This is a genomic window from Nocardioides pollutisoli, assembly GCF_040045055.1.
GTDB classification, from domain to species: domain Bacteria; phylum Actinomycetota; class Actinomycetes; order Propionibacteriales; family Nocardioidaceae; genus Nocardioides; species Nocardioides tweenelious.
Window position 1 is genome coordinate 2,999,531 of the sequence record NZ_JBDZDU010000001.1, and the last position, 13,426, is coordinate 3,012,956.

Consider the following 13,426-nt stretch of genomic DNA (forward strand, 5'->3'; position numbering starts at 1 on the left):
TGACGCGTGTGAAAGTTGCGCACTGTGTGAACTTCCCCGCGCACTGGAGTACAGCCGATGCCCCCCAGCAAGATCCGCTTCGTCACCGCCTGCCAGCAGCTGCTGGCCCTCGGTGTCGTGCTCGCCGCGCTCACGCCGGCAGCCAGCGTCGTCAGCCTCGACGTCGTCCGTTCGAGCCCCGACAGTGACGGCCTGACGACCACCACCGACGGGCTCTCGGCCGAGATGAGCGCCTACACCAAGGCAGCCCTGAAGCCGTCGAAGGTCCCGACCGAGGTCGTCGACCCCACCGTGCACGAGGTGGCCCTCACAGCGCCCGCCGGTGCCTCGCAGCGCGAGCGCTCTGCCGTCGAGAAGAACGTCGTCGCGCACGGGTCGGTGGGCCGCACCAAGGCCGACGCCCTGGCCGACGACGAGGTCACCAGCGTCCCGTCGCCGGTCGTCGGGTACGGCGCGGTCGGCGTCACCTGGGCGCACGGCATCGTCCTCCCGGAGGACGGCATCAGCCTGAAGGTGCGCACCCGCACGGACGACACCTGGTCGAAGTGGATGGACCTCGAGTACCACGACGACCACGGTCCCGACCCGGGCAGTGCCGAGGCGCGGCACGCCCGCCCGGGCACCGACGCGCTCCTCGTGGGCGACGTGGACGACGTCCAGGTGCAGATCGACACCACGCGTGGCACGCTGCCCGCCGACCTCAAGCTCGCGGTCATCGACCCGGGCAAGGCGAAGACGAGCGCGGTGGAGAAGCCCGCCCTTGACACGAACGAGATGGACGGTGGCACCGAGTCCGCCGAGGACGTCGTCGCGGACGCCGCGACGCTGCCCGGCTCGATCGAGACGGATGCGGGCGAGGGCACCGACGGTTCCGACCAGATCAGCCTGCAGGCCGCGACGTTCACCCCGAAGCCGGTGATCTACTCGCGGGCCCAGTGGGGCGCCGACGAGAGCATGCGCCAGGCCAGCTCGCTGCACTACTACGAGGTGCATGCCGGCTTCGTCCACCACACGGTCAACGCCAACGACTACAGCCGCGCCGAGGTGCCCGCGATCCTGCGGAGCATCTACGCGTACCACACGAAGTCCCGCGGCTGGTCGGACATCGGCTACAACTTCCTGGTCGACCGGTTCGGTCGGATCTGGGAGGGCCGGTACGGCGGCATCGACCGGCCGGTGGTCGGCGCGCACACGCTCAACTACAACGACTACTCCTTCGCGATGTCCGCGATCGGCAACTACGACATCAAGCAGCCGTCACAGGCGATGGTCGAGGCGTACGGCGCCCTGTTCGCCTGGAAGCTCTCCCTCCACGGGGTCGACGCGTCCTCGACCAAGCAGTGGGTCGGCTCGAAGTACTTCGAGGCGATCAACGGCCACCGCGACGCCGCGGCGACCGCCTGTCCTGGGCGATATCTCTACGCCAAGATCCCCGAGATCAGACAGCTCGCCGCCCAGGCCCAGCGAGGCTGGTCCGGACGTGAGCTCGAGTCCGACCTCGCCTCCTCACAGCATCCCGACCTCATCGTCAGGCGGGCCAGCGACGACCATGCCGTCATCCTCCCGACCGGTGGTCTCACCGCCTTCGGGCCGGCGGCCACCGCTGCCTCGGGCCTGGCAGATAGTGACACGACCGTGGTCTCGCCCGACCTCACCGGCGACGGCATCGACGACCTGCTGGTCAGCGCGGCGGACGGGACCGCCCAGATCCGCCCCGGCACCGGCAGCGGCACCTTCGGGGACGCGCAGAAGAAGGTCCTGACCTCGCTGGCGGGCCACGACCTCGTCACCGCGGTCGGCGACCTCAACGGCGACGGGCGCAACGACCTGGTCGCCCGCGCCGCAGGGACCGGTCGCCTGGATGCCTACCTCGGCCGCAAGAAGACCGGTTTCAAGGTGAAGCACCTCGCGAACGTGTGGGGCGACTACAACCTGCTCGTCGGAGCCGGCGACCTCGACGGTGACGGACGCGCCGACCTGCTGGCTCGCGATCCGAGCGGGACGCTGTGGCTGCACCCGGGCAAGGGCAACGGCACCTTCACCGCTCGCGTCCAGGTGGCCGGGAGCTGGAAGGGCTACTCCACGATCACGGGGTACGGCGACTTCGACGGCGACGGCCACTCCGACCTGTTCGTCCGCTCGGCCGACACGGGCTACGCCGCGGTGATCCCGTCCCACGGCGACGGCACCTTCGGGCACGCCCTCGGTCCGTTGACGGGCTTCGCCAAGGTCGGCAAGGTGGTCGGAGCCGCTCAGGTGGCCGGTGACGCCACCCCGGACGTCGTCGTCCGAGGCAGCGCCGGTCGGGTGGTGGTGCTCACCAACAAGGGCACGACCGAGATGCACAGCCCGATCGACACCGGGGTGACCATCGCGGGCGCCAACGCGGTCTTCAACGCCGGCGACTGGGACCGCGACGGGCACGGTGACATGATCACCCGCAACGCGGCCGACGGCGCCCTCTACCTGCGTCGCGGCGACGGCCAGGGCCACTTCGGGCCAGCGACCAAGATCGGCACCGGCTTCAAGGGCGTCGGACTGCTCGCCGCGGTGGGCGACATGACCGGCGACGGTTGGCCCGACCTGATGGGCCAGCCCAAGGGTGCTGCGATCCGGATCTACCCCGGCAACGGGATGTCCGGCCTGAAGACGAGCTACGTCGCCCATGGCGCGATCGACGCCGGCAAGCAGGTGGCGGTGGGTCGTTGGAACGCCGACGGCGCTCCGGACTCGCTGTTCCGCAAGGGTGCCAAGCTGACCCTCTACCCGGGCAACGGTCCGGGCGGGTTGACCAGCGGCAAGCCGCTGAGCCTCGACCTGTCGCCGTACGACTGGGTCGTCGGCATCAGCGACGAGGGCCTCACCGGCCACCCGGACCTGGTCGTGCGCGAGAAGAAGACCGGCTACCTCTGGCTGGTCCCCGGCACCAACAGCGGTTTCGGTGCCCGACGGTTCCTCGCTGAGGGAATGGGGGGCTACGACCTCGCCGGATGATCGGCGAGAGGACGTGCTGGTCGACCCGTTCTAAGGGAAGCGAGCCGTGGCGCGCTCGGCGACGTAGGTCGTCTCGAGACGTTCCGGTTCGGTGCGGGTGACCAGGACCAGTGAGCCGCCCCGTGTGAGCGGCTCCGTGAAGGTGGCGATCTCCGGTGGGGAAGCCGGGTTCGCCTCCGACAGGAGGCGGCCGCCGTCGGTGAGGAGACTCCCGGCGGCGGCCGCTCTCCACATTTCGCCGTGGCTGGTGACGGCACCGTCGACGGCGTACGCCGGGTCGTCGGCACCGGGCGGGTCCCAGGCCGTGAAGGCGTCGGGCTGCGACCAGACGTCGATGCCGACGTCGTGCACGCCCGGCGGCACGGGGTCGGCGAACCGCACGCCGAGCGGCAGCAGCGCGCAGGCCAGCACCGGGAGGTCGTCGGCGCGCTCGGCCCAGGTGGAGAGGGTCGCGGGTCCGCAGACGACCGCGTCCGGCTCGCCGGGCTCGCCGGGCCCGGTCACGACCAGGCCGATCGACCAGGCGGCGCCGAGGAAGACCGGTCCGAGCCAGTGGGTGGGCAGGTCGACGCACAGCGTCTGCCCGCGCTCGAGGTCGTGCTCCTCGACGAGCAGCGAGGCCGTCTTGGCGACCCAGTTGGCGTAGGTGGTCACCGAGAGCTCGACGCGCTCGCCGGTCGCGCCGTCGTAGAAGGTGATCAGCGGCCGTCCGGAGTCGCCGCGCAGCTGGCGAGTCAGGACCTCGGAGAAGGTGGTCACCCGCCTAGGCTGCCAGCATGTCTCCCATCGACCACTTCTGGGCCGTGATCCCGGCCGGTGGCGCCGGCACGCGGCTCTGGCCGCTGTCCCGCTCCTCCGCGCCGAAGTTCCTCCACGACCTCTCGGGTGGGGGGCGCAGCCTCCTCCAGGAGACGCACGACCGGTTGGTCCCGCTGGCGGCGGACCGGTTCGTGGTGGTGACCGGTCGGGCCCACCGCGATGCCGTGCTCGGCCAGCTGCCCGACCTGGCTCCCGACGCGGTCGTGGCCGAGCCCTCGCCCCGCGACTCGATGGCCGCGATCGGCCTGGCGGCAGCGCTCCTCGAGCGCTCCGACCCGGACGCCGTGATGGGGTCCTTCGCGGCCGACCACGTGATCACCGACCCGGAGAACTTCGCCGAGGCGGTCCGGCTCGCGGCCGAGGTGGCCCGCGACGACTGGCTGGTGACGATCGGCATCGAGCCGCGCTTCCCCTCGTCGGCGTTCGGCTACATCCACGTGGGCGAGCCGCTCTACCGTCAGCCGACGGCGTCGGTGGTCCGTGCGTTCGTCGAGAAGCCGTCGGTGGAGACGGCGGAGGAGTACCTCGCGAGCGGGGACTACCGCTGGAACGCCGGCATGTTCGTCGTACGCCCCACGATCCTGCTCGACCTGCTGGAGCGCTGGCACCCGGAGTTCGCGGCCGACCTGCGCGCCATCGCCGCCGATCCCTCGCAGCTCGAGGAGGTCTGGGACCGGCTCCCGAAGATCGCCCTCGACCACGCCATCGCCGAGCCCGCCGCCGACGCCGGGCGGGTGGCCGTGGTCCCGTCTGCCTTCCACTGGGAGGACATCGGTGACTTCGACGCGCTCGCGACGCTGCTCGACGACGGCACGCCGAAGACCGTGCTGGGTGAGAGCGCCGACGTGCTCACGCTCGACGCCACCGGCCTGGTGGTCCCGGCCTCGGGACGGGTGGTCGCTGTGATCGGGCTCGACGACGTGGTCGTCGTCGACACCGCGGACGCCCTGCTCGTCACCACCCGCGCTCGCGCGCAGGACGTGAAGCAGATCGTGAACGAGCTGAAGGAGCTGGGTCGGACCGACCTGACGTAGTCAGGCTGGTCCGTGCTCACATCGCTGCGGGCTCGGGCGAGTCGGTGTAGGGGTACGTGTCCATGAACTTCTGGAGCGCCTCACCGCTGACGTCGGAGCAGTACTGGAAGGCGCCGACCTGCTTGGTCGCGTCGGTCACGCCGTTGCCACCGGCGGACCAGTGCGTGAAGGCCACGTGGGTGCCGCTGGGGAACTTCTTGCCGTTCTCGTCGCTCGAGGTCCACGGCGCCGCGATGAACTTGTCGCGGAAGTTGGTGTCGCCGAACTTCTTCGAGATCGCCTCGATCTCGGCCAGCTGGTCGGCGTCGTCCGCGATGGTCTTGTCGTACCAGAGGATCGTGTAGCCGTGCTCGAGGTTGTGCACCAGCGCCTCGAGCGCCGGGCGGTCCTGCTCGGTGTAGAACTTCTTCGCGAACGACGCGGGCGCGAGGCCGGCCACGTTCCAGTGGGCACCGAACGCCGGCGGCGCGGTCGTGTAGTCGACCGTCTGCCCCTCGGGCACGTGCTGCTGGTTGCCGTCGGCCTTCTGGGTGGTGATCTTCTGGCAGGTCGACGCCGGGACGCCGATCTCGTCGAGCGCCTTGCTGGAGTACTTCCGGGCGTCCCACTTGTCCTTGGCGATCGGGATGACGGCCGCGGCGACGATGCCGAGGGCGATGACGACGCAGACGGTCACGATGATGGCTCCGCGGCGGCGCTCGGCGCCCTTCTGCTGCTTGCGCATCTGATCGATGACCGCCTGGCGGTCGGTCTTGGCGGGCTTCTTGGCCACGGTCGGGATCCTCGGTCGTGCGGTGTGGTCGGTCGGACAGCGGCAGAGTCTACGGGGGGTTCATAGGTGTGCGGGCCGCAGTCGGACATCCGCGGGTGTGTCAGTCGCGACGACCTCCCAGCCGTGGGCGAACGCGACCGCCGCGACGGCGCGCGCCAGCGTCCGTGGGTGGGTCACCAGGAGCTCGTCACCGCGAGGCCCCGCGGGCGAGGGGCGCAGGCCGACGGTCGAGGTGATCGCTGCCGACAGCTCGGCGGCGGGCGCCGGGGCGCCGAACGGTCGACGGTCCGCGGGGTCGCCGATGAGCGCTCGGACGACGGCTTCGCGGGCGCCGTACCCGAACAGGTCGGCGCCCTCCGCGCGGATCAGGGATGCCGCGCCCGGTCCGTGCTCCTCGATCGGCAGGACCAGGTCGGCCCGACCGCGGACGACCGCGAACGGACGCCCGCCGAGCTTGCCGGTCACCAGCTCGGCGAGGCCGGCGATCTCGTCGGCGACGGCGGGGAGCGTCACCGCGAGCTCGTTGCCGTGGGTGTCGGTGCGACCCGCATAGTCCTCGGCGACGACGAGTCCGGCGGCACCGATCGCGATATCGGTCTGTCCCTCGCGCCACGCACGCCCTGCGGTGTCCGTGACGATGACGCCGACGTTGACCCCGGCGAGCTCGAAGAGCCGGTCGCGCATGCCGCGAGCCGACTCGTCCGGGTCCACGGGCAGCAGCACGATCGAGCCGGCCTCGACGTTGGAGTTGTCGATCCCGGCAGCGGCCATGGTCAGGCCGAGGTGGTTGCGCACGATCTGGGTCTCGCCGCGACGCGCGACCACCCGCACCGTCTCGCCGGCCAGCGCTGCCTCACGGCTGCCGGACCGGATCCGGCCCTCCGCCTTGCTGACCACCTTGCTCGTCACCACGACGATGTCGCCGTCGACGAGTGCGACCAGCGGGAGCAGCAGCGCGACCAGGTCGTCACCGGGCAGCACCTCGGGCGCGCCGTCGGGCGCGGTGACCTCGATCCGGGTCATCCGCGGACCAGCTCGACGGCCGCGGCGGCCATCGCTGCCGTGGCGTCGTGGTCGGTCATCATCAGAGGTACGGCGCGGCAGGGGATCCCGGCCTCGGTCAGCCGCTCGACCTGGTCCGCGTCGACCTCGTCGACGAGCCAGCCGTCGAGCACGCCGCCCTGCGAGCGGGCGCCGTAGTGGAGCCCGACACCGGCGGCGCTGACCTCCACGCCGATCGAGCTCAGCATCTGCTCGGCCATGCCGCGGACGTGGGTGCCGCCGACGATGGGGGACAGGCCCACCACGGGCGCCGTCGTCGCGGCGAGTGCCTCGCGGACGCCGGGCACGCCGATGATCGTGCCGACCGACACGACCGGGTTGGACGGCGGCAGGAGCACCAGGTCGGCGCCGGTGATCGCCTCGACCACACCGGGCGCCGGGGCGGAGTCCTCGAGCCCGACGAAGAGCACCGTCTCGGCCGGGACCGAGGCGCGCAGGCGCACCCAGTACTCCTGGAAGTGCACGACCCGGCGGCCGCTGGGGGAGTCCGGGTCGGCGATGGCGACATGGGTCTCCACGCGGTCGTCGGTCATCGGCACCAGGTTGACCCGCTCGCCGAGGACGGGGGTGAGCCAGCGGCGGCAGAGCGCAGCGGTGACCTGCGAGAGCGAGTAGCCGGCCTCGAGCATCTGGGTGCGGACGAGGTGGGTCGCGATGTCACGGTCGCCGAGCCCGAACCAGGTCGGCTCCACGCCGTACTCTGCGAGCTCGGTCTTGACGCTCCAGGTCTCGGCCCGGCGTCCCCAACCGCGGTCGAGGTCGATGCCGTCGCCGAGGGTGTACATGACGGTGTCGAGGTCGGGGCAGACCTTGAGGCCGTGGATCCAGAGGTCGTCGGCGGTGTTGGCGATGACGGTGACGGTGACGTCGGCGGGGTCCGCCACGCCGGGCAGTCGGCCCGTCTCGATCGCGCGCAGGAGACCCTGGAGGAAGCGGGCGCCGCCCATTCCCCCCGAGAGCACCGTGATGTTGTGCATGCGGATACCTTGCCGCACGGGTGGGAGCCACCGGTTGTCGGCTGGTCTCAGGTCCACGGGTCGGGCGGGTGCCATAGCAGATCCGGGGTTGACTTCCGGGGTACGACAGGCATGTAATTCCCATAGTGTCGTTCACGGGCTCGGGACGTTTCTCCGGGGCTCGTGGGCGTGGGAGCAACACCGGGTCGAAAGGGCGAGTGCCGTGAGAGAGCTTTTTCTCCTCGACGGGGACGCCGAGGAAGCGGGTTGGCAGGATCGTGCGCTCTGCGCACAGACCGACCCCGAGGCGTTCTTCCCGGAAAAGGGAGGATCCACGAGGGAGGCCAAGAAGGTCTGCCTCACCTGCGAGGTGCGTGACGACTGTCTGGAGTCCGCCCTCATGAACGACGAGCGTTTCGGCATCTGGGGTGGTCTCTCCGAGCGAGAGCGCCGCAAGCTGAAGAAGCGCGCCGTCTGACGCACGTTCCACCAGCGTCGGCGAGGACACCCCGCGCCTGAGGGGTGCCCCCGCCGACGCTGGCTTCTCACGAATCTGCACTTCAGGTCCCGGCCGTTAGGGTTCGGGATCGTGGTTCCCTCGGTCATGGCATTGCTGGTCAGTCACGACGGTGGTCGTTGGCTTCCCGCCGTGATCGACGGGGTGCGCGCACAGCGCGCTCCCCTCGCCGGTGTGGTCGCTGTCGACACCGGCAGCAAGGACGACAGCGCCTCCCTCCTCGACGCCGCGTTCGGCGACGTCGTCGGCGCGCCCGGATCCACCTCGTTCCCCGCTGCGGTCGAGCTCGGCCTGGACCGGATCCGCGAGCGAGACGTCTCCAGCGGCCAGCCCACGGAGTGGATCTGGATCCTGCACGACGACGCCAACCCCGACCCCGGGGCGCTCGAGGCGCTGCTGGCGGCAGCCGATGCGGACCCCACCGCCGACGTGCTCGGTCCCAAGCTGCGCGAGTGGCCCTCGTTGAAACGGCTGCTCGAGCTCGGCATCACCATCTCCGGCACCGGGCGTCGCGAGACCGGCCTGGAACGCGGCGAGTACGACCAGGGCCAGCACGACGAGGTCCGCCAGGTGCTCGCGGTCAACACCGCCGGGATGCTCGTGCGCCGCTCCGTCCTCGAGGAGCTCGGCGGCTTCGACCGCCAGCTGCCGATCTTCGGCAACGACATCGACTTCGGCTGGCGGGCCGCTGCCGCCGGCCACCGGACCCTGATCGTCCCCGACGCGGTCGTGTTCCACGCGGAGGCGGCGCACCGAGGTGCGCGGCGTACGCCGTTGACCGGGCGGCACACGCACTACCAGGAGCGGCGGGCCGCGCTCTACACGCTGCTGGCCAACGCGCGCGGCCGGGCGCTGCCGTGGCTGGTGGTCCGGCTCGCGTTCGGCACCGTGCTCCGGATGATCGGCTTCCTCGTGGTCCGCTCGGTGGGCGAGGCGCTCGACGACCTGGCCGCCCTGCTCAACCTCTACGCGCACCCGCGCGAGATCCGCGCGGCCCGTCGGGCGCGTCGCGATGCCGGCGGTGGCGACGACGAGCACGCCCGCGGACTTCTCGCGCCCTGGTGGGTGCCCTACCGCCACGGCCTCGACTTCGTCGGCGACCTGGCTGCGGCCGCCACCAACCAGGCGCAGGACGTGGCGGAGCGGCGTCGCGCCGCGGCAGCGGAGCGCGCCCCTGCCAGCTACGCGCCCCGACCGCGTGTCGACGACGAGGACCTGATCCTCGAGGACAGCGGCTTCGTGGCCCGCTTCCTGACCAGCCCGATCGCCCTCGCGCTCACGCTGGTCGTCGTGCTGGCCCTGGTCGGAGCCCGGGTGGCGTTCGGGTCCCTCGCCGGAGGCGGCCTCTCACCGGTGCCCTCCAGCGCGGGGGACTGGTGGCGGCTGCAGGTCGAGACCTGGCACCCGCTCGCTCAGGGCACGGCGGTCCCGGCCCCGCCGTACGTCCTCCCGATGGCCCTGCTCGCGACCCTTCTCGGAGGCAGTCCCTCGGCCGCGGTGTCGGTGGTGTTCCTGCTCGCCGTGCCGTTCGGTCTCTGGGGTGCCTGGCGATTCCTGCGGGTCGTCGGCCGGTTGGTGGTCTTCACCGGTGCGTCGCGACTGGTGCTGCTCTGGGGCGCCACGACGTGGTGCCTGGTCCCCGTGGCCGCCGGCGCGTGGGGCGACGGCTGGCTCGGCCTGGTCGCCGTGTCCGCGCTGCTGCCGTGGCTCGCCCACGCGGCCCTGGGGTTCGCCGACCCCGACGCCGAGCGCCGCTGGCGCGCGGCGTGGCGGGTCGGTCTTCTCCTCGCGCTCGCCTGCGCGTTCGCCCCGGTGCTGTGGGTGTTCGCGACGTCGCTCGGGCTGGTCGTCATCGCGGCCGCCGCACTGGTGGTCCGCGGTGCGGTCCGCGACCGCTCCGTGTGGGGGCCGCCGGCCGCAGCGCTCGGGCTGGTCCCGCTGCTGCTGTCACCGTGGTGGATCCCCGCCCTCCAGCGGGGCTCCGCCGAGGGACTCGTGCTCGACATGGGTCGGCTGCCGACCCCGACCGTCGACACGGTCGACCTGGTCACCGGTCGGCTCCACGGCCTCGGTGCGCCGTGGTGGTTCGGGGCCGTCCTGGCGGTCCTCGCGCTGCTCGCGCTGATCCCGCGCGCCACCCGGATCCCGGTCCTGGTCTGCTGGGTCGTCGCTGCGGTGACCGGCGCGGTCGCGGCACTGCTCGGACTCTGCTCCTTCTCGCTCGCGGCGACGACCACCGACGCCGGGCTCGGCGTGCTCGTCGTGGTGCTGCAGGGTGCCTTCATCGTCGCGGCCACCATCGGCGCGGTCGGGATGGGCTCCGGGCTGCGGTCCTGGCGCCGGGCCGGGGCTGCGGTCCTGGCGGTCGTCGCTGCCGCCGTACCCGTCGCGGGCCTGGCCTGGTGGCTCACCTCCGACCCCGTGGTCGACGACGGGATCGACACCGACATCCCCGTCTACATGGTGCAGAGCGCCGAGACCGGCCCCGGTCACGGCATCCTCGTCATCCGCGGCAGCGTCGACGACGGCCTCACCTACACGATCCGCCGCGGCGACGGGGTGACGCTCGGCGAGGACGAGATCATCAACCTCACCGCCGAGGACGCCGACCTCACGGCCGAGCTGCAGGCCCTGGTCTCGCGGCCGACGCCCGAGGTGATCGACGGCCTGGGCGAGAGCGGCATCGAGTACGTCGTGCTCCCGTCGCCGGCCGACGGCGACGTGGCATCGGTCCTCGACGCGGCGACCGGCCTCGTGCAGGCCAGCGCCGAGGACCGCACCACCCGTGCGTGGCAGGTCGACCGGCCGCTGCACACCGCGTGGCTCGACGGCTCCGTCTCGTGGCTGCGCGTCGTGCTGCTCGTCGTGCAGGGCGTCGCGATCGTCGTGCTGATCGTGCTCTGCCTCCCCACCTCGAACCGGAGGCGCGAGAGATGACCCACTCCACGCCGCCGGCCCCGGGCCGCCGTACGGCCAACCGCGCACGCGGGACCGGCATCGACCTCACGACGGTGCTCGCCGTCGTGCTGCCGATCGTCTGTGCGCTGGCGCTGCTCGCCGTGAAGCCGGGCGACGTCCCCGACGAGCAGCACCCGCCGACCCGGACGACGCTCACGAGCTCGACGCTCGTGTGCCCGTCCGCGCTGCCGGACGCTCCGACGATCGGCCTCACGACCACCGCCCGTGACGTCGCGGGGCAGGTGACGGTCGGCCTCGGCAAGGACCCGAAGCCCGCCGACGTCGCGACCGACACGGTCACGACGCTCGACGACCCCGATGCCCTCGCCGTCACCGGTGAGGACGAGACCGCGCCCGGCCTGGCCGCCTCGCGGTTCGGCGGGGACGAGCTCGCCGTCGCCGGCTGCCTGCCGCCCGCGGCGCACGAGTGGTTCACCGGCGTGGGTGCAGGTGCCGGTCACACCTCGGTGCTGGAGCTCACCAACCCCGACGCCGGTACGGCGGTCGCCGACGTGACCGTGCTGAGCGGGGCCGGCGTCGTCGACGCTCCGCAGCTCCGCGGGATCTCGGTGCCGGGCGCCAGCAGCATCCAGCTCGACCTCGGCAAGATCCTCCCGCGCCGGGGCGACCTCGCTCTCGAGGTCGTCACCGCCCGCGGCCGGGTCGGGGCGGACGTGCTCGACCGCGTCGACCGGGTGGGCTCGTCGCCGCTGACCCAGGACTGGCTGCCGAGCCAGGCAGATCCGGCGAGGACCAACCTGCTGATGGGCCTCGCAGACGGCGCGGGGCGGCGATCGGTCGTCATCGCGAACGGCGGTCCCGACGAGGTCCGCGCGGAGATCAAGATCGTCAGCGAGGACTCCGTCTTCAGCCCGAAGGGGCTCGACGAGGTCCGCATCCCGCCCCAGAGCGTGGTGCGGGTGACGGTCTCGTCCGTGATCGCCGAGGCGATCAAGGACGGCGCGCTCGGACTCCAGGTCACCGCGTCCGAGCCGGTCACCGCCACCCTGCGCTCCCAGGTCGGCAAGGACCTGTCGCACGCCGTCTCGGGGGTGCCCGTCACGGGTGCAGCGACCGCGGTGCTGCCCGGTGGCGTCGCGAAGGGGCCCAAGGCGACCAAGGTCTCGGTGGTGCTCGCCGGCGCAACTCGGACCGGCACGGTCACGGTCGTCTCCCGCGCCGCCGACGGCTCCGAGCTCGACCGCACCACCGTCGACGTCACCCCTGGGCGCGGGTTCACGATCCCCGTGCCCGCAGCGGCCGTCCAGCTCACGGTGACTCCCGCCAAGGCAGCGGTCACCGGGTCGGTCCTCGTGACCCGGCAGGGGAGCACGGCGGTGCTGCCGCTCACGGTGCCGGTGACGAGCGGGCTCGTGCCCGACGTACGCCCCGGCCTGTCCTGACCCCGCCTCGGCGTCACATGCGGTTGATCAGTCCTGGTCGTCGTAGCGCGGGTCGACCTGCTGGGCGTCGATGCCGAGCAGCTCGGCGACCTGCTCGACCACGACGGTGAGCACCATGGCCTCGAGGTCGGCGCGACTCTCGCAGCGGTGCTCGATCGGGCGGCGGAAGAGCACCAGCCGGGTCGGGGTGGAGCCGCTGCCGCGCACGAGCGAGGAGAGGGGGACGGTGCTCGACGACCAGTCGTCGGGGATCTGGGGCGTGTCCTCGACGGCGTACTCGACCAGCCCGAGCTGGTCCTGCCAGCGGGCGTCGATCTCGGTGACGATGCTCAGCGCCAGGTCGTCGAAGCGCTCGCGCTTGGTGGGCAGCTCCGGGAAGCCGGGTGTCGCCGGGACCACCGCCGGGCCGCGCATGCCCCGACCACGGCGGTCACGGGTCCGGCGCTGCCTGCCGGGGCCGGTGTCGCCGACCAGCTGGCCTCCCACGTCGTCCACGCCGCGAGCCTAATCGGCGACGGCCGGTGCTGCGGGTAGCGTCTGCGCCGTGAGTCCTGCCCGCCGTTGTTCGCGCACGGCCTGTGGTCGCGCCGCGGTCACCACGCTGACCTATGTCTACGCGGACCAGACAGCGGTGCTCGGCCCCCTCGCGACGTACGCCGAGCCGCACGCCTACGACCTCTGCGAGATCCACAGCGAGCGTCTCTCGGCGCCCCGGGGCTGGGACGTCCTGCGGCTCGCCCGCGACCCGGCAGCGGAGGGGCCGTCCAGCGACGACCTCCTCGCGCTGGCCGACGCCGTCCGTGAGGCCGGGCGACCGGTGGCGCCGATCCGCGTGGCCCCGGTCGAGGAGACCGGCCGCGAGACCACCCGACGCGGGCACCTCCGGGTCCTCAGCACCGACTAGGCTCGCC

Annotated in this window: 11 protein-coding genes; 6 read left to right on the forward strand and 5 right to left on the reverse strand. The window is 72.2% G+C overall.

The features are described from left to right. Positions 1 to 57: 57 nt before the first annotated feature. Positions 58 to 2,994 carry an FG-GAP-like repeat-containing protein gene (locus ABLE68_RS14715; protein ID WP_348872339.1) on the forward strand — a complete coding sequence of 979 codons (2,937 nt, stop codon included), beginning with the start codon at positions 58 to 60 and terminating at the stop codon, positions 2,992 to 2,994. Between the two features lie 30 nt (positions 2,995 to 3,024). Here ABLE68_RS14715 and ABLE68_RS14720 read toward each other — a convergent pair whose 3' ends face one another. Beyond that, complete coding sequence (locus tag ABLE68_RS14720; RefSeq protein WP_348872340.1) at positions 3,025 to 3,753, reverse strand: TIGR03089 family protein; 729 nt, start codon at positions 3,751 to 3,753, stop codon at positions 3,025 to 3,027. 17 nt (positions 3,754 to 3,770) lie between these two features. Between ABLE68_RS14720 and ABLE68_RS14725 the strand changes: the two genes are divergently transcribed. Further along, positions 3,771 to 4,847, forward strand: coding sequence for a mannose-1-phosphate guanylyltransferase (locus ABLE68_RS14725; protein WP_348872342.1), 1,077 nt, complete (start codon positions 3,771 to 3,773; stop codon positions 4,845 to 4,847). Between the two features lie 16 nt (positions 4,848 to 4,863). On the opposite strand, the gene ABLE68_RS14730 is transcribed toward ABLE68_RS14725, so the two are convergent. The 3 genes from ABLE68_RS14730 to cofD are packed head-to-tail and all read right to left on the reverse strand — an operon-like array spanning position 4,864 to position 7,658. Next, positions 4,864 to 5,619 (reverse strand): DUF3105 domain-containing protein, encoded by a 756-nt coding sequence (locus ABLE68_RS14730; protein WP_348872343.1) that lies wholly within the window; start codon positions 5,617 to 5,619, stop codon positions 4,864 to 4,866. Positions 5,620 to 5,679: 60 nt separating this feature from the next. Further along, the gene (gene cofE, locus ABLE68_RS14735; RefSeq protein ID WP_348872344.1) at positions 5,680 to 6,642 is read right to left on the reverse strand and encodes a coenzyme F420-0:L-glutamate ligase; all 963 of its coding nucleotides are present in this window, start codon (positions 6,640 to 6,642) and stop codon (positions 5,680 to 5,682) included. Then, complete coding sequence (gene cofD, locus ABLE68_RS14740; protein WP_348872345.1) at positions 6,639 to 7,658, reverse strand: 2-phospho-L-lactate transferase; 1,020 nt, start codon at positions 7,656 to 7,658, stop codon at positions 6,639 to 6,641. The genes cofE and cofD overlap by 4 nt, the downstream gene beginning before the upstream one ends. 202 nt (positions 7,659 to 7,860) lie before the next feature. Here cofD and ABLE68_RS14745 point away from each other — a divergent pair, with 202 nt between their 5' ends. The 3 genes from ABLE68_RS14745 (at position 7,861) to ABLE68_RS14755 (ending at position 12,515) form a co-directional block, all read left to right on the forward strand. Continuing rightward, positions 7,861 to 8,115: a WhiB family transcriptional regulator gene (locus ABLE68_RS14745; RefSeq protein WP_056154191.1), complete on the forward strand. Its 255-nt coding sequence runs from the start codon at positions 7,861 to 7,863 to the stop codon at positions 8,113 to 8,115. A gap of 111 nt (positions 8,116 to 8,226) precedes the next feature. Continuing rightward, a complete protein-coding gene (locus tag ABLE68_RS14750) occupies positions 8,227 to 11,091 on the forward strand; it encodes a glycosyltransferase (protein WP_348872346.1) in 2,865 nt (954 codons plus the stop codon). Continuing rightward, positions 11,088 to 12,515, forward strand: coding sequence for a DUF5719 family protein (locus tag ABLE68_RS14755; RefSeq protein WP_348872347.1), 1,428 nt, complete (start codon positions 11,088 to 11,090; stop codon positions 12,513 to 12,515). Before ABLE68_RS14750 ends, ABLE68_RS14755 begins: the two co-directional genes overlap by 4 nt. Positions 12,516 to 12,542: 27 nt before the next feature. Here the strand turns inward: ABLE68_RS14755 and ABLE68_RS14760 are convergent, their stop codons facing one another. Beyond that, positions 12,543 to 13,010: a metallopeptidase family protein gene (locus tag ABLE68_RS14760; RefSeq protein ID WP_348872348.1), complete on the reverse strand. Its 468-nt coding sequence runs from the start codon at positions 13,008 to 13,010 to the stop codon at positions 12,543 to 12,545. Positions 13,011 to 13,059: 49 nt separating this feature from the next. Between ABLE68_RS14760 and ABLE68_RS14765 the strand changes: the two genes are divergently transcribed. Beyond that, complete coding sequence (locus ABLE68_RS14765) at positions 13,060 to 13,419, forward strand: DUF3499 domain-containing protein (protein WP_348872349.1); 360 nt, start codon at positions 13,060 to 13,062, stop codon at positions 13,417 to 13,419. Positions 13,420 to 13,426 lie beyond the last annotated feature (7 nt).